The following is a 19489-nucleotide window of genomic DNA, read 5'->3' as shown; positions in this document are numbered from 1 at the left end:
TCGGGCGCTTGCAAAGCAGTGCTTCGCAAGCAAAGCGCCCTCACCCATGTAAGCTCGGTCGCCGCTTGCTCGTGTGCGCAGTCCTGCGCACACGGCAAGACCAGGGTTGGGCGTCCTGCCCAACCCGCCCGAGGCATGCCTCGGGCCCATGCGGCTCACGCCCCCGCAACCGGACCCACCCCGCCTTCGACAGTTTTCTGCGATCTGTCGGCATTTTTTGTAGAGCCGAGCCATGCTCGGCTCAAATCTCACAGATATCGAAATATTCGATTCCATTGGAAATTCATCCACGCATAGCGTGGATCTACCGTGTCGACCAAGGTCGACACCTACCAACAGCCGCCGGAATCTGTCAGAGGCGGGGCGGTGTCGGAGTGCGGGGTGTCAGCCGCATGGATGCGGCTGCCAAGCCTACATGGACGTACTTGCGGCGTCCCCGCACTCCGACACCGCCCCGCCAACCCACGGAATGCCCGCTGTTGACGTTGACGTTGACTGCAGCAGGTGCAGGGCTGCAAGCCCTGCCGAAAAACCCTTACCGCACTTGTTCCTGCTTGCGCACGATCGCCATCGCGATCTCCAGCGACTGCTCGTAGTTCAACCGCGGGTCCACCGTCGAACGGTAGGCGCGCTCCAGGTCACGCTCGGTCAGTTCGCGCGCGCCACCGATGCACTCGGTCACGTCTTCGCCGGTCAGCTCCAGGTGCACACCGCCCAGTCGCGTACCTGCGGCCGCGTGCAGATCGAACGACATCTCCACTTCGCCACGCACGTTGTCGAAGCGGCGTGTCTTGAAACCATTGGCAGTGCTTTCGGTGTTGCCATGCATCGCATCGCACACCCACAGCACGCGGCGGCCATCGCGCTTGACCGCATCCAGCAGCGGCGGCAGCTTCTCGGCGATCTGCGCTGCACCCATGCGGTGAATGAAGCTCAGTCGACCCGGCTCGTCATGCGGGTTGAGCACATCGATCAGGCGCAGCAGCTGGTCCGGCGTCACCGACGGGCCGACCTTGATCGCGATAGGGTTGCGCACGCCACGCAGGTATTCCACGTGCGCGCCATCGAGCGCGGCCGTGCGCATGCCGATCCACGGGTAGTGCGTGCTCAGGTTCAACCAGCCCTGCTGGCGCGGCACCTGCCGGGTCAACGCCTGCTCGTAGGGCAACAGCAGCGCTTCATGCGAGGTGTAGAAATCGATGCGGTTGAGGTTGTGCACGCGGGCCCCGGCCAGGGTCTCCATGAAATGCACTGCATCGCCGATCGAGGCCACCATCTTCTGGTAGTCGGCGGCCAACGGCGAATGGCTCACCCATTCCAGGTTCCAGTACTCGGGGTGGTGCAGGTCAGCGAAACCGCCGTCGATCAGCGCACGCACGAAGTTCATGGTCATCGCCGAGTGCGCGTGGGCCTGCAGCATCCTCTTCGGATCCGGCAGCCGCGCCGCTTCGGTGAAGGCCGGCGCGTTGATGACATCACCGCGGTAGCTGGGCAGGGTCACGCCGTCGCGGGTCTCGGTATCGGCCGAACGTGGCTTGGCGTACTGGCCGGCGAAACGGCCGACGCGGATCACCGGCTGGCGCAGGCCATGCACCAGCACCAGGCTCATCTGCAGCAGCACCTTCAGCCGGTTGGAAATGGTGCCCGATTCGCAGTCGCTGAAGTTCTCCGCGCAGTCGCCGCCCTGCAGCAGGAAGCGCTTGCCTTCCTGCGCCTCGGCCAGCTGCTGCTTCAGCGCCAGGATTTCCCAGGAGGTGACCAGCGGCGGCAGCCGCTTCAGTTCGTGCAGAGCGGCGTCCAGCGCCACCGGGTCCGGGTAGGTCGGCATCTGCAGCGCGGTCTTGCCACGCCAGCTCTCCGGCGACCAGGCGGCGCCAGTGGCGGCTGCGGCGGGATCGGGCACGGGCGGAACGGCGGACAGGCTCATTGCAGACTTCCGGGATGGGGGCGGTCATGGTCGCAGAGCCAGCCGCTGGCGCAAAGGGCCGACCTGCTCGGCCAGGCCGCCTGAACGGCAGGGAAAGGCCGATGCGAGCAGCCAGATCCCGCATGGTCAGCCGCTCAAGGCAGGCGCATGATCTGTTACGGAGTAACACTTCCACGTCATGGACCGGCCCCTTCCACGCCCTGCCATCACTCTTCCCATCATGAAGCCCTCGCCCCTCGCTACCGGCATCACCTTCGCCCTGGCCCTGGCCAGCCTGCCCGCCTTCGCGGCCGCCGCCGATGGCGCCGGGCCTGCGGTCAAGGACCTGGACACGGTCACCGTCAGCGCCCAGCTCGACCAGGCCCGCAACGCGTTGTCGCCGGACATCGGCAGCAGCCAGTACCAGATCACCGCCGAGGACATCCAGAAGCAGCCGCTGGGCGCCTCCGCGCCGCTCAGCCAGGTGCTGCTGCAGGCACCCGGCGTGGTCCAGGATTCCTATGGCGGCGTGCACGTGCGCGGCGACCACGCCAACCTGCAGTACCGGATCAACGGCGTGTTGCTGCCCGAGTCGATTTCCGGCTTCGGCCAGACCCTGGATGCGCGCACCATCAAGAGCATCCGCCTGATGGACGGCGCGTTGCCGGCGCAGTTCGGCGAGCGCACCGCGGCGGTGGTCGACATCACCACCCGCAATGGCGCCGAGCTGGGCAACGGTGGCAGCGCCGGACTGACCACCGGCTCGTTCGGCAAGGTGAACCCGAATGCCTCCTGGTGGGGCAACCAGGGACGCTGGAGCTGGTTCCTGACCGGCAACTACGACCAGAACGAAGTCGGCCTGGAGAATCCGACCAACTCGCGCAAGCCGCTGCACGACGATACCCACCAGGGCAAGGCCTTCGCCGACCTGACCTACCTGGTCAACGAGAACACCCGCCTGAGTGTGTTCGCCGGTTTCGCCAACAACCGTTTCCAGATTCCGGTCAATCCGGGGCAGACGCCGCAGTTCGGTTACCTGGACACCACCACCTTCGATTCCAGCCAGCTGGATGAGACCCAACGCGAGACCACCCGCTTCGGCATGCTGGTACTGCAGGGCACGCTGGGCAACACCGCCTACCAGCTGTCCGCCGGGCAGCGCTACAGCGATGCAGCGTTCAACCCGGACGTCATCGGCGATCTGGTGTTCAGTGGCGTCGCCTCGCAGGTGCAGCGCAGCAACCGTGCCAACACCCTGCAGGCCGACTTCTCCACACCACTGGGCAACGACCACACGCTGCGCTACGGCTTGTACGGCAACTACGAGAACGCACGGGCCAGCAGCAACACCTGGGTGTTCCCGGTTGATGACGGCGGCCAGCAGTCCAGCACCACGCCGCTGCTGATTCCTGACCACAGCGCCTTCCATGCCAGCACGCTGGCGTTGTACGTACAGGATGAGTGGAAAATCGGCGACGACTGGACCGTCAACTACGGTCTGCGCGGTGACCGCTACAAGGCCTTCGGCCGCACCGAGGGCCAGCTCAGCCCGCGCGTGGGCGTGGTCTGGAATGCCAGCGACAGCACCACCGTGCATGCCGGCTATTCGCGCTATTTCACGCCACCGGCCAGTGAACTGATCGCCAGCAGCGACATCGCCCTGTACGACGGCACCACCAACCAGCAGCCCAGCGGCGGCAACAACACGCCGCTGGCCGAGCGCAGCGACTACTACGACATCGGCGTCTCGCAGCAACTGGGCGAACACCTGACCCTTGGACTGGATGCGTACGACCGCCGCGTCGCGCGCCTGCAGGACGAAGGCCAGTTCGGCGCCGCCTACATCTACTCGACCTTCAACTACCGCCGCGGACACATCCGTGGCCTGGAGTTCAGTGCCGACTACAGCAACGGCCCGTTCAGCGCCTACTTCAATGCGGCGCTGAACAAGGCCATCGGTACGGATGTCATCACCAGCCAGTACAACCTCGATCCCGAGGCGCTGGCCTATGTGGCCAACCACTGGATCCACCTGGACCACGACCAGAAGCTGACCTCGTCGGGTGGCCTCAGCTACGCCTTCGCCGGGCACAACCGGATCGGGGCCAACTACGTGTTCGGCAGTGGCCTGCGTTCGGACATCGAGGGCGTACCCAACGGTGGCGAGCTGCCGTCCTACCTGCAGGTGAACCTCAGCGCCGGGCACGACTTCAACGTCGACAGCGGCCATCCACTGCATGTGCAGCTGGCGGTGATCAACGCGTTGGACCGCAGCTACCAGCTGCGCGATGGCGGTGGCGTCGGCGTGTTCGCCCCGCAATGGGGACCGCGCCGCGGCGCCTACCTGAGCCTGCAGCAGGATTTCTGAGATAGTGCCGGCCGCTGGCCGGCATTCCCGCGGTGTGCCGGCCAGCGGCCGGCACTACCCTGCTTCAGCGCTTGACCTTGCGCAGCGACACCACCAGCGCCCACAGCGCCAGCAGCACGAACCACACGCCCGACCACATCGGCATGGTCAGGCCCAGGAAGGTCCAGTCGATGTTGCCGCAGTTGCCAGTGCCGGTCAGCACCGTGCGGAACACTTCCAGCGGCCCCATGGTTTCGCTCAGGAAGGCCAGCGGCGGGCCACAGGTGGACCCCATTTCCGGCGGCAGCATCTGCACGTAGACGTGGCGCGCGGCGATGCCCACGCCCACTGCGGCGGCAATGAACGCCAGCACGCCATAGGTCGCGCGTCCGGGGCGGTTGGACGGACCATGCAGTGCACCGATCAGGAACAGCAGGCCAAGCGCAGCGAAGGCGAGGCGCTGGAAGATGCACAGCGGACACGGCTCCAGGCCCATCTTCAGCTGCAGGAAGATCGCGTAGCCAAGCAGGCCCGCGCAGATCAGGAAGCCCAGGAAGAACTGGGCGCGGAAGGGCCAGCGCAGTGGATTCATCGTCAACGCTCGAATGGATCAGGCGCCAAGCGTAACCGAGAGTGCGCGCCATTCGAACCGCCACAGGTGACGCCTGTCGGAACGGTGTGGGTCAGAGCCCTTTCCTGCAGAAAGGGATCCGCCCCCGGAAACGCAAAAGCCCGGCAGAGGCCGGGCTTTCGCTGTGTCGCATTGGAGCGGTCCGATTACTCGGCCACTTCCTCGGCCACGACCGGACGGTCAACCAGCTCGACGTAGGCCATCGGCGCGTTGTCGCCAGCGCGGAAGCCGCACTTCAGCAGACGCAGGTAGCCGCCCGGACGGTTCGCGTAGCGCGGGCCCAGGATGGTGAACAGGTTGCCCACGGCTTCGTTGTCGCGCAGGCGGGCGAAGGCCAGACGGCGGTTGGCGACGGAATCGACCTTGGCCAGGGTGATCAGCGGCTCGGCAACGCGGCGCAGTTCCTTGGCCTTCGGCAGGGTGGTCTTGATCAGCTCGTGCTTGAACAGCGAGGCAGCCATGTTCTTGAACATCGCTTCGCGGTGGGCGCTGGTACGGCTGAACTTACGGCCAGACTTCTGGTGACGCATGGTGATATTCCTTGGTTAATGATGAGACTGTGCGGATCGTTGTCGCCATCCTGGCGTTGCTGCGCGGACTGCGGTTGGTCCTGGCCGCCCGTCCTGGACGACCTGCCACGCGAACCTGGGGTTCGTCATGGCATGTTGTGTTGCGTTGAAGGCCCCACCGCGAACGGTGGAGCCTTCAGACATTACCGATATCAGCCCAGCATGCCGTGGCTGGCGACACCGGCCGGCGGCCAGTTCTCCAGCTTCATGCCGAGCGACAGGCCGCGCTGAGCCAGCACTTCCTTGATCTCGGTGAGCGACTTCTTGCCCAGGTTCGGGGTCTTCAGCAGCTCCACTTCGGTCTTCTGGATCAGATCGCCGATGTAGTAGATGCTTTCAGCCTTCAGGCAGTTGGCCGAACGCACGGTCAGCTCCAGATCGTCGATCGGGCGCAGCAGCACCGGATCCACGCCGTTGTTGGCCGGCTTGGCTGCACCGCGGTCGCGGTGGGTGAAGTCACCGAACACCGACAGCTGGTCGCTGAGGATGTCGGCGGCGGTGCGCACGGCTTCCTCGGCGTCGATGGTGCCGTTGGTCTCGATATCGATGACCAGCTTGTCCAGGTCGGTACGCTGTTCGACGCGGGCCGCTTCCACGGCATAGGCGACGCGGCGGACCGGCGAGAACGAGGCATCCAGGACCAGACGGCCGATGGCACGGGTTTCTTCGTCCGGACGACGACGCGCGGCAGCCGGCTGGTAGCCGAAACCACGTTCGATCTTCAGACGCATGTTGATCGCCGTATCCTTGGTCAGGTGGCAGATCACGTGTTCGCCGTTCAGGATCTCCACATTGTGGTCGACCTTGATGTCGGCAGCGGTGACAACGCCCGGGCCCTGCTTGGACAGGGACAGGGTGGCGCTGTCGCCGGAGTGCATACGGATGGCCACGTCCTTGAGGTTCAGCAGGACTTCGAGCACGTCCTCCTGCAGACCTTCGACCGTGGTGTACTCATGCAACACGCCGTCGATTTCGACTTCCGTGATGGCGAAGCCCGGGATGGACGACAGCAGCACGCGACGCAGGGCATTACCCAGCGTATGCCCGTAACCCCGCTCCAAAGGTTCGATAACGACCTTTGCACGGGTGTCGGTAAGGCGTTCGATCTGCGGACCGCGAGGACGCAGAACCTGGTTGGCGGTAACCGTCATGTTGCGGGTTCTCCTAGTGAACCCCCGGCCGTCGCCGGGGGCTCTCCAATGTGAATTACTTCGAATACAGCTCGACGATCAGCGCTTCGTTGATGTCCGCAGGCAGATCCGAACGATCCGGAACAGCCTTGAAGATGCCGGTGAACTTGCCGGAATCCACTTCAACCCACGACGGGCTCAGGTCATGCTGGGCGGCGACGGTCAGGGCTTCCTGGACGCGCAGCTGCTTGGCAGCCTTTTCAGACAGAGCGATGGCGTCGCCAGCCTTGACCTGGTACGAAGCCAGGTTGACCGACTTGCCATTCACGGTGACGCCGCGGTGCGACACCAGCTGACGGGCAGCCGGACGGGTCACGGCGAAGCCCATGCGGTAGACGACGTTGTCCAGGCGGGTTTCCAGCAGCTGCAGCAGGTTCTCGCCGGTGTTGCCCTTCTTGGTCGAGGCCTTCTTGTAGTAGTTGCGGAACTGACGCTCCAGCAGGCCGTAGATACGCTTGACCTTCTGCTTTTCACGCAGCTGGGTGGCGTAGTCGGACAGCTTGCCCTTGCGGGCAGTGGCGCCGTGCTGGCCGGGCTTCTGCTCCAGCTTGCACTTCGAGTCCAGCGCACGCGCCGGGCTCTTCAGGGACAGGTCGGCGCCTTCGCGACGGGCGAGCTTACAGGTAGGACCGATATAACGAGCCATTTCTTATCGCTCCCTTTAGACGCGACGCTTCTTCGGCGGACGGCACCCGTTGTGCGGGATAGGCGTCACGTCGATGATGTTGGTGATCTTGTAGCCGACGTTGTTCAACGAACGCACGGCCGACTCACGGCCCGGACCCGGGCCCTTGATGCGGACTTCCAGCGACTTCACGCCGTAGTCCAGCGCAGCACGACCGGCCTTTTCAGCAGCCACCTGGGCAGCGAACGGGGTCGACTTGCGCGAACCGCGGAAGCCAGCGCCACCGGAGGTCGCCCACGACAGAGCGTTGCCCTGGCGGTCGGTGATGGTGACGATGGTGTTGTTGAACGAAGCGTGGACGTGGGCAACGCCGTCGGTGACGACGCGCTTGATCTTCTTCTTGGTCTTAGCAGCGGGCTTAGCCATTTCTCAGTCCCTTACTTCTTGATCGCCTTGCGCGGACCCTTGCGGGTGCGGGCGTTGGTACGGGTGCGCTGGCCACGCAGCGGGAGGCCACGACGGTGACGCAGGCCGCGGTAGCAGCCCAGGTCCATCAGGCGCTTGATCGCGATGCCGATCTCACGGCGCAGATCGCCTTCCACGATGTACTTGCCGACTTCGGCGCGCAGGCGCTCGATTTCCGGCTCCGACAGATCGCGGATCTTGGTGGTCGAAGCAACGCCTGCGACTTCGCAGACCTTCTTCGAACGGGTACGGCCGATGCCGTAAATGCTTTGCAACCCGACCCAGACGTGCTTCTGGGCTGGCAGGTTGACGCCTGCAATACGCGCCATGACGCGGTTCTCCAGCTGAGTGATGGCCGACAGCGCGCCTCGGGCACGCCAATCCGGCAGGATGGATCAAAAAAGTGAACTAGCGATACTAACAAGGTTCCGGTTTACATGGAAGCCCGTGAAACCATTGGTTTCATGAACCCGGCCTGGGGAGTGTGCCCAGGCTCCGGCGCCGGATGGGGTTGGACCTGGGGTTTCCCCCGGAGCCGCCCGCGCTACTCCAGCGCGGGACCACCTCATCACACCCCCACCCGGAACCGCTGCGGGGGCCGCCCTTCGTTTGTGTGGCCGGAGTCCGCGAAGCGGAGGGACCATCACGTCAGGAAGACGAAAGTATAACAGGCCAATCAGCCGCGGGCAAAACCGCCGCGGTTGCCGCCCTTCAGGTTGGCCTTCTTCAGCAGGCTCTCGTACTGGTGGGACATCAGGTGCGCCTGCACCTGGGCGATGAAGTCCATCACCACCACCACCACGATCAGCAGCGAAGTACCGCCGAAGTAGAACGAGGCGTTCAGCTGCGTGCGCATCAGTTCCGGCAGCAGGCAGACGATCACCAGGTAGGCCGAGCCGGCTGCGGTCAGGCGGGTCAGCACGCCGTCGATGTAGTCGGCGGTTGCCTTGCCCGGACGGATGCCCGGAATCAGCGCGCCCGACTTCTTCAGGTTGTCGGCGGTTTCCTGCGAGTTGAACACCAGCGCGGTATAGAAGAACGCGAAACCGGTGATCAGCGCAGCGAACACGATCATGTGCAGCGGCTCGCCCGGGCCGAGCGCGTTGGCGACCTTCTGCAGGACCTGGCCGAAGCTGCTCTGGTTGGCAGCCTGGCCGGACCACATGGCCAGGGTGGCCGGGAAGGCCAGCAGGCTCGAGGCGAAGATCGCCGGGATGACGCCGGCCATGTTGAGCTTCAGCGGCAGGAACGAGGTCTGGTTCATGTACGCGTTGCGACCGCCCTGGCGGCGCGCGTAGTTGACCGTGATCCGGCGCTGGCCACGCTCGACGAACACCACGAAGAAGGTGAAGGCGAGCACGACGATGGCGATCAGCAGCAGCTGGATGAACTGGATGTTGCCGTCGCGGTAGGCGTCGAAGGTGTGGATGATCGCACCCGGCAGGCCAGCGACGATACCGGCGAAGATGATCAGCGACACGCCGTTGCCGATGCCGCGCTCGGTGACCTGCTCACCGACCCACATCAGGAACATGGTGCCGGCGGTCAGCGCGACCACGGCGGTGAGCACGAAGCCCATGCCCGGCGCGTACACGACCGGAGCGCCCGACGGCGAGACCTGACCCTGCAGGGCCAGTGCGATCGAGCCACCCTGCACCACTGCCAGCAGCACGGCGCCGATGCGCGAATACTGGGTGATCTTGCGGCGGCCGGACTCACCTTCCTTCTGCATCGCCTTCAGGGCGGGGAAGATGTGCACGGCCAGCTGCATCACGATCGATGCCGAAATGTACGGCATCACGTTCAGCGCGAAGATGCTGAAACGGTGCAGGGCGCCGCCCGAGAACATGTTGAACATGTCCACGATGCCGCCGCCCTGCTGTTGCATCATGGCAAGCATGGCATCGGGATTGACGCCCGGCACCGGCACGTAGCAGCCGATGCGATAGACGATCAAAGCCCCGACGACGAACAGCAAACGTTGGCGAAGTTCAGTGAACTTGCCCATTCCGCCCGCGAGGTTACCGATGCCAGCTTGCGCCATGATTTTCTTACTCCGTTACGCTGCCGCCGGCAGCTTCGATCGCAGCCTTGGCACCAGCCGTGGCAGCGATACCCTTCAGGGTGAACGCCTTGGTCACTTCGCCCTTGACGACGACCTTGGCCTTCTTTGCAGTGCTCGGGACCAGCTTGGCAGCACGCAGGGCGGCGAAGTCGATCTCACCGGCCGGCAGCTTGTCCAGCGCGTACAGCAGCACTTCAGCGGTGTCCTTGGCGATCGGCGAACGGAAGCCGATCTTCGGCAGACGACGCTGCATGGGGGTCTGGCCGCCTTCGAAGCCAGCCTTGATCTTGCCGCCACCCTTACGGGCGAACGAACCCTTGTGGCCGCGGCCGGCAGTCTTGCCCAGGCCCGAGCCGATACCGCGACCGACGCGGGTGCGCTCGGTGCGGGCGCCCGGTGCCGGGCTCAGTTCATTGAGACGCAGAGTCATGATCGATTACTCCTCAACCTTGACGAGGTAGTGAACGGTGTTGATCAGACCGCGAACCTGCGGGCTGTCCTTCAGTTCACGCACATCGTTGAGCTTGTTCAGACCCAGAGCACGCACCGACAGGCGGTGACGCGACTGAGCACCACGCAGGCCGCGCACCAGGCGCACCTTCACAGTCTTGTTGGACTCATTAGCCATGGTTGAGTTCCTCCACCTTCTTGCCGCGCTTGGCCGCGATGCGAGCCGGCGACTGCGCAGCAGACAGGCCCTTCACGGTGGCACGCACCAGGTTGATCGGGTTGCGCGAACCGGTGGCCTTGGCCAGCACGTTCTTCACGCCAACGGCTTCCAGCACGGCGCGCATGGCACCGCCGGCGATGACGCCGGTACCTTCCGAAGCCGGCTGCATGAACACGCGGGCTGCGCCGTGACCATCCTTGATGGTGTGCCACAGGGTGCCGTTGTTCAGGTCAACGCTGACCAGGTTCTTGCGGGCCTGTTCCATCGACTTCTGGATGGCGACCGGCACTTCGCGGGCCTTGCCATAGCCGAAACCGACCTTGCCTTCGCCGTCGCCGACCACGGTCAGGGCGGTGAAGGTGAACTGGCGGCCACCCTTGACGGTCTTGCTGACGCGGTTGACCGCGACCAGCTTTTCGATCATGCCGTCATCGACTTTCTCTTCGCGGTTACGGTCGCGATCGCGACCCCGCTGCTGACGCTCTTCTGCCATTTTGATTCCTTGGTAGTTTGGGTATGTACGGCTCGGGGCCGCTTATGGTTGTGGAATGTCGCGTTGTTCCGGTGGGCCACTGCAGAAGAGTGGCGCCGTCCAGCCTCACTCAGGCGGGCGAGCAGGCGGGCAGGAGACCACAGGTCCCCTGCCCTTATCCCTTAGAACTGCAGGCCGGCTTCGCGGGCGGCTTCTGCCAGGGCCTTGATGCGGCCGTGGTAGCGGTAGCCCGAACGATCGAAGGCAACCTTCTCGACGCCGGCGGCCTTGGCGCGCTCAGCGACGATACGGCCGACCTTGGCGGCGGCGTCGGCGTTCTTGCCGTTCTTCAGGCCTTCCATGACGTCGGTCTGGGTGGTGTTGGCAGCAGCCAGCACCTTGGAACCGTCGGCGGTGAAGACCTGGGCGTACAGGTGCTGGCCGGTGCGCAGCACCGACAGGCGGGCGACGCCGAGCTCACGGATGTGGGCGCGGGTCGACTTGGCGCGACGCAGGCGGGCGATGTTCTTGTTCATTTTGATTATTCCTTGAAAGCTGAAGGTTGGGCTTTTCCCTGAGGAGTCCGCACAAGGATGTGCGGGCTCTTGCGAGGGACTCGCACTTACGCCTTCTTGGCTTCCTTACGGATGATGACTTCGTCGGAGTACTTCACGCCCTTGCCCTTGTACGGCTCCGGCTTGCGGAACGCACGGATCTTGGCGGCAACTTCACCGACGACCTGCTTGTCAGCGCCCTGGACCAGGATCTCGGTCTGGGTCGGGGTGGTGATGGTGATGCCTTCCGGCGCCACGAACACGACCGGGTGCGAGAAGCCCAGCGACAGGCTCAGGTCCTTGCCCTGCATGGCAGCGCGGTAACCCACGCCGACCAGCTCCAGCTTGCGCTCGAAGCCTTCGGACACGCCCTTGACCATGTTGGCCAGGATCGCACGCACGGTACCGGTCAGTGCAACCAGCTCGGCGTTCTCGGTGCTCAGGGTGGCAACGCCGTTGTCGACGTTGATGGCAATACCGGCCGGCTTGGCCAGCGACAGGGAACCCTTCGGGCCCTTGGCGGTGACGCTGTCCGACTGGACGTTCAGTTCAACCTTACCCAGGTCGATCGGCTTCTTGGCTACGCGGGACATAGTTCTACTCCTTTCGCCTTAGGCCACGAAGCACAGGACTTCGCCGCCGACGCCCAGCTGGCGCGCCTGCGCATCAGTCATGATGCCCTTGGAGGTGGAAATGATGGAGATACCCAGGCCGTTCATGACCTTCGGCAGCTCGCTCTTGCCGCGGTACTGGCGCAGGCCCGAACGCGAGAAGCGCTTCAGGGTCGCGATGACCGGCTTGCCTTCGAAATACTTCAGCACGATTTCCAGCTCGGACTTGTTGTTTTCCAGCTGGGTCACGCGCAGGTCGGTGATGTAACCCTCGTCCTTCAGGACCTGGGCGATCGCAACCTTGATCTTGGACGACGGGGCTTTCACCGTCTGCTTGCCAACCGCGGCCGCATTCTTGATGCGGACCAGCAGGTCGGCGATGGGATCAGTCATGCTCATATGAGTACCTTTGAGTGCACCGATATCCGCTTTCGCGAAAATCTGTTGTCTCCTGGAAACGGGCCAGGTCCCTTGATGCAGCGGGCCAAGGGCCCACTCCTACAACCCCGTTTGCACAGGGCAAGACGCGGGAGTATACGCCAAAAGAGCCCGGCTTGCGCCGGGCTCTTCGGTTTTTTTGCGTCGGGAAAGCTGAATGCCTCCCCTGCCCGGTTCAGGCACCCCCGAAGGGGCGCCTGATCGCAGGGCCGGCTGGGATTACCAGCTGGCCTTGCGCAGACCCGGGACGTCGCCACGCATGGTGGCTTCACGCAGCTTGTTACGGCCCAGGCCGAACTTGCTGTAGACGCCACGCGGACGACCCGACAGCTCGCAACGGTTGCGCTGGCGGCTCGGCGACGAATCGCGCGGCAGCTTGGCCAGCTTGGTTGCGGCGTCGATCTTCTCTTCGTAGGTCGCGTCCACGGAGGACACGATCTTCTTCAGAGCTGCACGCTTTTCAGCGTACTTCTTTGCCAGCTTTTCCCGCTTGATGTCGCGGTTGACCATGGAGGTCTTTGCCATTTCGGTTTCCTCGACAGATCAGTTACGGAACGGGAACTTGAACGCTGCCAGCAGCGCCTTCGCTTCCGCATCGGTCTTCGCAGTGGTGGTGATGGCGATATCCATACCGCGGATCGCGTCGACGGCGTCGAAGTCGATTTCCGGGAAGATGATCTGCTCCTTCACACCCATGTTGAAGTTGCCGCGGCCGTCGAAGGAACGACCGGAAACACCACGGAAGTCGCGCACGCGCGGCAGCGAGATGTTGATCAGGCGATCCAGGAACTCGTACATCTTGTGGCGACGCAGCGTGGTCTTGCAGCCGATCGGCCAACCATCGCGGATCTTGAACGACGCAACCGACACACGCGACTTGGTGACAACCGGCTTCTGGCCGGAAATCTTGGTCATGTCGCCGACGGCGTTTTCCAGGATCTTCTTGTTGGTGGCCGCTTCGCCGACACCCATGTTCAGGGTGACTTTGACCAGCTTCGGCACTTCCATCGGATTGGTGTAGCCGAACTGCTTCATCAGCGCCGGCACCACTTCGTCCTTGTAGAACTTTTCGAGACGGGAACTCATCTTCTCATTCCTCAGGCGTCGAGCGCCTCACCGCTGGAGCGGAACACACGCAGTTTGCGTCCATCCTCCAGCACCTTGAAGCCAACGCGTTCGCCCTTGCCCGAAGCCGGGTTCAGAACATTCACGTTGGAGATATGGATCGAAGCTTCGCGCTCGACCACGCCGCCGGCAACACCTGCCTGCGGGTTCGGCTTGGTGTGGCGCTTGACGATGTTCACGTTGGCGACGACCACACGGTCGCCGTCGACGCGGACGACTTCGCCCTGCTTGCCCTTGTCCTTGCCAGCGTTGACGACAACCTGGTCGCCCTTCTTGATACGGTTAGCCATGATTATCTCCTGTCGCTCACAGCACTTCGGGAGCGAGCGAGACGATCTTCATGAACTTCTCCGAACGAAGTTCACGGGTCACCGGCCCGAAGATACGGGTACCGATCGGCTCCTGCTTGCTGTTCAGCAGAACGGCAGCGTTGCCGTCGAAGCGGATCAGCGAGCCGTCGGCGCGACGCACACCCTTGCGGGTACGCACCACGACGGCGTCATACACTTCACCCTTCTTGACCTTGCCGCGCGGAATCGCATCCTTCACGGTGACCTTGATGATGTCGCCGATGCCGGCGTAACGGCGCTTGGAACCACCCAGCACCTTGAAGCACATCACCTGCTTGGCACCCGAATTGTCCGCGACGTCAAGGTAGCTCTGCATCTGGATCATGATTCAGCTCCTTATTCAGCCGCGCGCGTGATGACTTCCACCACGCGCCAGTTCTTGGTCTTGGACATCGGAGCAATCTCGGTCACGCGGACGACATCGCCTTCCTTGCAGGCGTTGTCGGCATCGTGGGCGTGCAGCTTCGTCGAGCGCTTGATGTACTTGCCGTACAGCGCGTGCTTGACCTGACGCTCAACCAGGACGGTAACCGTCTTGTCCATCTTGTTGCTGACGACACGGCCTTCGACCGTGCGCAGCGTCTTCTTTTCAGTATTGTCGCTCATAGCGGCCATCCTTACTTCGTGCTGCCGAGCAGGGTCTTGACGCGAGCAATCTCGCGACGGACCCGGCGAATGTCGTGGGTCTTCGGCAGCTGGCCGGTGACCTGCTGCATACGGACAGAGAACTGTTCCTTACGCAGGTCGATCAGGTGGGCCTTGAGTTCGTCAGCCGACTTTTCACGGAGAGTTTTGATATCCATCAGCGCACCGTACGGGTCACGAAAGTGGTGGTGACCGAGAGCTTGGCGGCGGCCAGGCGGAACGCCTCGCGAGCCACTTCCTCGGAAACACCCTCGATTTCATAGATCATGCGGCCGGGCTGGATCTGGGCCACCCAGTATTCCACGTTGCCCTTACCAGAACCCATTCGGACTTCGATGGGCTTCTTGGTGATGGGCTTGTCGGGGAACACGCGGATCCACATCTTGCCGCCGCGCTTGACGTAGCGGCTGATCGAGCGGCGGGCCGCTTCGATCTGACGCGCGGTCAGCTGACCGTGTGCGGTTGCCTTCAGGCCGTATTCGCCGAAGCTGACAGCGTTGGCGCTCCAGCTCAGGCCATCGTTACGGCCCTTGTGTACCTTGCGGTACTTGGTTCGCTTGGGTTGCAACATTGTCGTTACCTCGCTTCACGGGCCGGGCGCTGACGGTCACCACGGTCGCCGCGATCGTGACGATCGTTGCGCGACGGGGTGTCGTCCTGCTTTTCCTGGCCAACCTGGGAGAAATCGAAGACCTCGCCCTTGTAGATCCAGACCTTGATGCCGATGATGCCGTAGGTCGTCTTGGCTTCAGCGAAGCCATAGTCGATGTCGGCACGCAGGGTGTGCAGCGGCACGCGGCCTTCGCGGTACCACTCCGAACGGGCGATTTCTGCACCGTTGAGGCGGCCACCGACGTTGACCTTGATGCCCAGGGCACCCAGACGCATCGCGTTGCCGACCGAGCGCTTCATTGCACGGCGGAACATGATGCGACGCTCCAGCTGCTGGGCGATCGACTCGGCAACGAGCTGCGCGTCCAGTTCCGGCTTGCGCACTTCGGTGACGTTGATGTGCGCCGGGACGCCCATCATCTCGCTCACTTCCTTGCGCAGCTTCTCGATGTCCTCACCGCGCTTGCCGATCACCACGCCCGGACGGGCGGTGTGGATCGTCACGCGAGCGGTCTTGGCCGGACGCTCGATCAGGATCTTGCTGATGCCGGCCTGAGCCAGCTTCTTGCGCAGCATTTCGCGCACTTTCAGGTCGGCTGCCAGGTAACCAGCGAACTCGGCCTTGTTGGCGTACCACTTGGAGTTCCAGTCCTTGGAAATGCCGAGGCGGATACCAATCGGATGAACTTTATGACCCATGGTCTTTTCCTTATCCGCTTACTTGGCGGCGCCCACAACCACAGTGATGTGGCTGGTGCGCTTGAGGATGCGGGTACCGCGGCCTTTCGCCCGCGCCATGAAACGCTTCAGGGTCGGACCTTCATCAACCATGATGGTCTGAACCTTCAGCTCGTCGACGTCGGCGCCCTGGTTGTTCTCGGCGTTGGCAATTGCCGACTCCACCACCTTCTTGATCAGGTGGGCAGCCTTCTTGTCCGAGAACTTCAGCAGGTTGACCGCACGCTCGGCCGGCAGACCGCGCACCTGGTCAGCGACCAGACGAGCCTTCTGCGGGGAGATGCGCGCAGTGCGCAGGATGGCTTTCGCTTCCATTGTCATCTCTCCTTACTTGCCCGACTTCTTGTCACCACCGTGACCCTTGAAGGTCCGGGTGATGGCAAATTCGCCGAGCTTGTGGCCGACCATGTTCTCGTTGACGAGAACCGGGATGTGGTTCTTGCCGTTATGCACGGCAATGGTGACGCCTACCATGTCAGGCAGGATCATCGAACGGCGCGACCAGGTCTTGATCGGCTTCTTGCTGCCCGCAGCGGCCTCCACCTTCTTGACGAGGTGGTGATCGACGAACGGGCCCTTCTTGAGTGAACGTGCCATGGTCGATTAGCCCCTACGATCGCGGACGATGAACTGCTGAGTGCGCTTGTTATGGCGCGTCTTGTAACCCTTGGTCGGGACACCCCACGGGGTGACCGGATGCGGATTACCCTGGCCGGCCTTCGCCTCACCACCACCGTGCGGGTGGTCAACCGGGTTCATGGCAGCACCACGAACGGTCGGGCGGACGCCGCGCCAACGCTTGGCACCGGCCTTGCCCAGCTTTTCCAGGCTGTGCTCGTCGTTGCCGACTTCGCCGATGGTGGCGCAGCACTCGACCGGAACCTTACGCATTTCACCCGAGCGCAGGCGCAGGGTGGCGTAGATGCCTTCGCGAGCCACCAGCTGCACGGCCGCACCAGCGGCGCGAGCGATCTGAGCGCCCTTGCCCGGCTTCAGTTCGATGCAGTGGATGGTGGTGCCGACCGGGATGTTGCGCAGCGGCAGGGTGTTGCCAGCCTTGATCGGAGCATCCGAACCAGCGATCACCTGATCACCAGCCTTCAGGCCCTTCGGGGCGATGATGTAGCGACGCTCACCGTCGACGTAGCACAGCAGAGCGATGTGCGCGGTGCGGTTCGGATCGTATTCGATGCGTTCCACGCGCGCCGGGATGCCCAGCTTGTTGCGCTTGAAGTCGATGATGCGGTAGTGCTGCTTGGCACCACCACCGACGTGACGCACGGTGATGCGGCCATGGTGGTTACGACCACCCGAGCGGCTCTGCGACTCGACCAGCGCAGCGTGCGGAGCACCCTTGTGCAGGTCGGGAGTGACCACGCGCACGGCCGAACGGCGGCCGGGGGAAGTGGGCTTGAATTTCATCAATGGCATGGGATGTACCTCAGGCCTTGGCCGTTACATCGATCGACTGGCCATCGGCCAGGCGAACGTACGCCTTGCGCCAATCGCCGCGGCGGCCAGCACGGTTACGGAAGGACTTGTTCTTGCCCTTGACGTTGACCACGTTGACGGCTTCGACCTTGACGTCGAACAGCTGCTCAACCGCGGCCTTTACATCGGCCTTGGTGGCTTCGTTCGAAACTTCGAAGACATACTGGTTGGAGAGTTCCTGCAGGCGCGCGGTCTTTTCGGAGACACGCGGGGCACGCAGCACGCTGAAGATTTTTTCGTTGCTGTTCATGCCAGCCACTCCTCGACCTTCTTGACCGCGTCAGCGGTGATGACGACCGTGTCGGCACCCACCAGCGAGACCGGATCCAGACCCTGGACGTCACGCACCTGCACGTACGGCAGATTGCGGGCGGACAGGTACAGGTGCTCGGACGCTTCTTCGGTGACGATCAGCGGGCGCTTGCCCACTTCCAGGCCGGCCAGCTTGGCGATCAGACCCTTCGTGTTGGTCACTTCGACGTCGAAGGACTCCACGATGGTCAGACGGCCCTGACGGTTCAGCTCGGACAGGATCGCGCACATGGCGGCACGGTACTGCTTACGATTGACCTTCTGCTCGAAGCTGCGCGGCTTGGCCGCGAAGGTGACACCGCCGCCGACGAAGATCGGAGCCGTCAGTGCGCCATGACGCGCGCCGCCGCCCTTCTGCTTCTTCGACTTCTTGGTGGTACCAGCCACTTCGGAGCGAGTCTTCTGTGCCTTGGTGCCGGCGCGACCGGCGTTGCGGTAGGCAACGACGACCTGGTGGACCAGATCTTCGCTGAAATCGCGACCGAACACGGCGTCGGAGACCGAGACCTTGTTGTTGCTACCCGTGATAACGAGTTCCATCGTCATCTCTCCTTATGCCTTGCTCGCCGGACGGACGATCACGTCGCCACCCGCCGCGCCCGGAACGGCGCCGCGAACGGCGATCAGACCGCGCTCGACGTCGACCTTGACCACTTCCAGGTTCTGGGTGCTCTGCTGCACCGCGCCCATGTGGCCCGACATCTTCTTGCCCGGGAAAACGCGACCCGGGGTCTGGCGCTGACCCAGCGAACCCGGCGCGCGATGCGACAGCGAGTTACCGTGGGTTGCATCGCCCATACGGAAGTTGTGGCGCTTGATGGTGCCCTGGAAGCCCTTACCCTTGGTGACACCCTGGACGTCGACGATCTGGCCGACTTCGAAGATGTCCGCCTTGACTTCGCCGCCAACGGCGAAATCGCCGAGCTGCGCGTCTTCAACGCGGAATTCCCACAGGCCACGACCCGCTTCCACCTTCGCCTTGGCGAAGTGGCCGGCTTCCGGCTTGTTGACCAGGGCAGCGCGACGCGCGCCGACGGTCACCTGCACGGCGCTGTAGCCGTCGGTTTCGACGGTCTTGATCTGCGCGATGCGGTTCGGGGTTGCTTCGATCAGGGTCACCGGGATGGAGCGGCCATCTTCAGTGAACACGCGGCTCATGCCAGCCTTGCGGCCCACGAAGCCCAACGAATACTTCTTCGTCATGGTCGTAGTCCTCAGGTCAGCTTGATCTGAACGTCGACGCCGGCAGCCAGTTCGAGCTTCATCAGCGCGTCCACGGTCTTGTCATTCGGGTCAACGATATCGAGCACGCGCTTGTGCGTGCGGGTCTCGTACTGGTCACGCGCGTCCTTGTCGACGTGCGGGGAAACGAGAACGGTGTAACGCTCGATCTTGGTCGGCAGCGGGATCGGGCCACGCACTTGCGCGCCGGTCCGCTTTGCCGTTTCAACGATCTCGCTGGCCGAACGGTCGATCAGACGATGATCGAACGCTTTCAGCCGGATCCGGATCTTTTGGTCCGCCATGGCGGTAGGTTCCTTCGTTAAAAGAGCGACAGACAAAGCCTCTGGGTTGCTTTGTCCCATGAAATTCCTGAATACGGACGACCCACAGTCCTGCAGGCCGCCAAGGTCACTCCATAGACCTCAAAAACGTAGGCAGACCAGTTACCC

The 19489-nt window shown here is 63.4% G+C and carries 30 protein-coding genes; 1 reads left to right on the top strand and 29 read right to left on the bottom strand.

Annotation, left to right across the window (positions count from 1 at the left end):
• Positions 1-535 precede the first annotated feature (535 nt).
• Positions 536-1927 (bottom strand): class II 3-deoxy-7-phosphoheptulonate synthase, encoded by a 1392-nt coding sequence (locus tag ACZK45_RS03955; protein WP_279913946.1) that lies wholly within the window; start codon positions 1925-1927, stop codon positions 536-538.
• Positions 1928-2147: 220 nt separating this feature from the next.
• On the opposite strand from ACZK45_RS03955, the gene ACZK45_RS03950 reads away from it, so the two are divergent.
• On the top strand, positions 2148-4274 hold the full coding sequence (locus ACZK45_RS03950) for a TonB-dependent receptor (protein WP_478445468.1): 2127 nt from the start codon (positions 2148-2150) through the stop codon (positions 4272-4274).
• A gap of 64 nt (positions 4275-4338) precedes the next feature.
• Here the strand turns inward: ACZK45_RS03950 and ACZK45_RS03945 are convergent, their stop codons facing one another.
• The 28 genes from ACZK45_RS03945 to rpsJ form a co-directional block, all read right to left on the bottom strand.
• Positions 4339-4845: a disulfide bond formation protein B gene (locus tag ACZK45_RS03945; RefSeq protein WP_010483974.1), complete on the bottom strand. Its 507-nt coding sequence runs from the start codon at positions 4843-4845 to the stop codon at positions 4339-4341.
• Positions 4846-5030: 185 nt separating this feature from the next.
• Positions 5031-5414, bottom strand: a complete 384-nt coding sequence (gene rplQ / locus ACZK45_RS03940; RefSeq protein ID WP_005408217.1) for a 50S ribosomal protein L17 — start codon at positions 5412-5414, stop codon at positions 5031-5033.
• Positions 5415-5605: 191 nt separating this feature from the next.
• Entirely contained in the window at positions 5606-6604 is a 999-nt protein-coding gene (locus ACZK45_RS03935) for a DNA-directed RNA polymerase subunit alpha (RefSeq protein ID WP_010483975.1), read from the bottom strand.
• A gap of 55 nt (positions 6605-6659) precedes the next feature.
• The gene (rpsD, locus tag ACZK45_RS03930; protein ID WP_004145446.1) at positions 6660-7289 is read right to left on the bottom strand and encodes a 30S ribosomal protein S4; all 630 of its coding nucleotides are present in this window, start codon (positions 7287-7289) and stop codon (positions 6660-6662) included.
• A gap of 15 nt (positions 7290-7304) precedes the next feature.
• Positions 7305-7694 carry a 30S ribosomal protein S11 gene (rpsK, locus tag ACZK45_RS03925; protein ID WP_004145443.1) on the bottom strand — a complete coding sequence of 130 codons (390 nt, stop codon included), beginning with the start codon at positions 7692-7694 and terminating at the stop codon, positions 7305-7307.
• Between the two features lie 11 nt (positions 7695-7705).
• On the bottom strand, positions 7706-8062 hold the full coding sequence (gene rpsM / locus ACZK45_RS03920) for a 30S ribosomal protein S13 (protein ID WP_004154500.1): 357 nt from the start codon (positions 8060-8062) through the stop codon (positions 7706-7708).
• Between the two features lie 347 nt (positions 8063-8409).
• Positions 8410-9777, bottom strand: coding sequence for a preprotein translocase subunit SecY (secY, locus tag ACZK45_RS03915; RefSeq protein ID WP_005408215.1), 1368 nt, complete (start codon positions 9775-9777; stop codon positions 8410-8412).
• A 7-nt stretch (positions 9778-9784) separates the two neighbouring features.
• Positions 9785-10228, bottom strand: coding sequence for a 50S ribosomal protein L15 (gene rplO / locus ACZK45_RS03910; RefSeq protein ID WP_004154498.1), 444 nt, complete (start codon positions 10226-10228; stop codon positions 9785-9787).
• Between the two features lie 6 nt (positions 10229-10234).
• The gene (gene rpmD / locus ACZK45_RS03905; protein WP_004145412.1) at positions 10235-10426 is read right to left on the bottom strand and encodes a 50S ribosomal protein L30; all 192 of its coding nucleotides are present in this window, start codon (positions 10424-10426) and stop codon (positions 10235-10237) included.
• Positions 10419-10961: a 30S ribosomal protein S5 gene (gene rpsE, locus ACZK45_RS03900; RefSeq protein WP_004145411.1), complete on the bottom strand. Its 543-nt coding sequence runs from the start codon at positions 10959-10961 to the stop codon at positions 10419-10421. Before rpsE ends, rpmD begins: the two co-directional genes overlap by 8 nt.
• Positions 10962-11122: 161 nt before the next feature.
• Entirely contained in the window at positions 11123-11482 is a 360-nt protein-coding gene (gene rplR, locus ACZK45_RS03895) for a 50S ribosomal protein L18 (protein WP_024957318.1), read from the bottom strand.
• 80 nt (positions 11483-11562) lie between these two features.
• Positions 11563-12087 carry a 50S ribosomal protein L6 gene (rplF, locus tag ACZK45_RS03890; RefSeq protein ID WP_010483977.1) on the bottom strand — a complete coding sequence of 175 codons (525 nt, stop codon included), beginning with the start codon at positions 12085-12087 and terminating at the stop codon, positions 11563-11565.
• Between the two features lie 18 nt (positions 12088-12105).
• Complete coding sequence (gene rpsH / locus ACZK45_RS03885; RefSeq protein ID WP_005408210.1) at positions 12106-12504, bottom strand: 30S ribosomal protein S8; 399 nt, start codon at positions 12502-12504, stop codon at positions 12106-12108.
• Between the two features lie 258 nt (positions 12505-12762).
• Entirely contained in the window at positions 12763-13068 is a 306-nt protein-coding gene (gene rpsN, locus ACZK45_RS03880) for a 30S ribosomal protein S14 (RefSeq protein ID WP_005408209.1), read from the bottom strand.
• 18 nt (positions 13069-13086) lie between these two features.
• A complete protein-coding gene (gene rplE / locus ACZK45_RS03875) occupies positions 13087-13629 on the bottom strand; it encodes a 50S ribosomal protein L5 (protein WP_004154491.1) in 543 nt (180 codons plus the stop codon).
• An 11-nt stretch (positions 13630-13640) separates the two neighbouring features.
• Positions 13641-13958, bottom strand: a complete 318-nt coding sequence (gene rplX, locus ACZK45_RS03870) for a 50S ribosomal protein L24 (protein WP_004154490.1) — start codon at positions 13956-13958, stop codon at positions 13641-13643.
• 16 nt (positions 13959-13974) lie between these two features.
• A complete protein-coding gene (gene rplN / locus ACZK45_RS03865) occupies positions 13975-14343 on the bottom strand; it encodes a 50S ribosomal protein L14 (protein ID WP_004145357.1) in 369 nt (122 codons plus the stop codon).
• Between the two features lie 11 nt (positions 14344-14354).
• Positions 14355-14624, bottom strand: a complete 270-nt coding sequence (gene rpsQ / locus ACZK45_RS03860; protein ID WP_004154489.1) for a 30S ribosomal protein S17 — start codon at positions 14622-14624, stop codon at positions 14355-14357.
• 11 nt (positions 14625-14635) lie between these two features.
• On the bottom strand, positions 14636-14821 hold the full coding sequence (rpmC, locus tag ACZK45_RS03855) for a 50S ribosomal protein L29 (protein ID WP_004154487.1): 186 nt from the start codon (positions 14819-14821) through the stop codon (positions 14636-14638).
• Positions 14821-15234 (bottom strand): 50S ribosomal protein L16, encoded by a 414-nt coding sequence (gene rplP, locus ACZK45_RS03850; RefSeq protein WP_004154486.1) that lies wholly within the window; start codon positions 15232-15234, stop codon positions 14821-14823. Before rplP ends, rpmC begins: the two co-directional genes overlap by 1 nt.
• A gap of 5 nt (positions 15235-15239) precedes the next feature.
• Complete coding sequence (rpsC, locus tag ACZK45_RS03845; RefSeq protein WP_004145350.1) at positions 15240-15974, bottom strand: 30S ribosomal protein S3; 735 nt, start codon at positions 15972-15974, stop codon at positions 15240-15242.
• An 18-nt stretch (positions 15975-15992) separates the two neighbouring features.
• Complete coding sequence (rplV, locus tag ACZK45_RS03840) at positions 15993-16328, bottom strand: 50S ribosomal protein L22 (protein WP_004145348.1); 336 nt, start codon at positions 16326-16328, stop codon at positions 15993-15995.
• A 12-nt stretch (positions 16329-16340) separates the two neighbouring features.
• Complete coding sequence (gene rpsS / locus ACZK45_RS03835) at positions 16341-16610, bottom strand: 30S ribosomal protein S19 (RefSeq protein WP_004154485.1); 270 nt, start codon at positions 16608-16610, stop codon at positions 16341-16343.
• Positions 16611-16616: 6 nt separating this feature from the next.
• Positions 16617-17444 (bottom strand): 50S ribosomal protein L2, encoded by an 828-nt coding sequence (gene rplB / locus ACZK45_RS03830; protein WP_004145339.1) that lies wholly within the window; start codon positions 17442-17444, stop codon positions 16617-16619.
• 10 nt (positions 17445-17454) lie between these two features.
• Positions 17455-17754: a 50S ribosomal protein L23 gene (gene rplW, locus ACZK45_RS03825; protein ID WP_004145338.1), complete on the bottom strand. Its 300-nt coding sequence runs from the start codon at positions 17752-17754 to the stop codon at positions 17455-17457.
• Positions 17751-18356, bottom strand: coding sequence for a 50S ribosomal protein L4 (gene rplD, locus ACZK45_RS03820; RefSeq protein ID WP_004145337.1), 606 nt, complete (start codon positions 18354-18356; stop codon positions 17751-17753). Before rplD ends, rplW begins: the two co-directional genes overlap by 4 nt.
• Before the next feature lie 12 nt (positions 18357-18368).
• On the bottom strand, positions 18369-19019 hold the full coding sequence (gene rplC, locus ACZK45_RS03815) for a 50S ribosomal protein L3 (RefSeq protein ID WP_004145336.1): 651 nt from the start codon (positions 19017-19019) through the stop codon (positions 18369-18371).
• An 11-nt stretch (positions 19020-19030) separates the two neighbouring features.
• Positions 19031-19342 (bottom strand): 30S ribosomal protein S10, encoded by a 312-nt coding sequence (gene rpsJ, locus ACZK45_RS03810; RefSeq protein ID WP_005408208.1) that lies wholly within the window; start codon positions 19340-19342, stop codon positions 19031-19033.
• Between the last annotated feature and the right edge of the window lie 147 nt (positions 19343-19489).

The organism is Stenotrophomonas sp. 63632_Sma (assembly GCF_056482875.1).
This window is presented reverse-complemented; position numbering and strand designations above follow the sequence as displayed.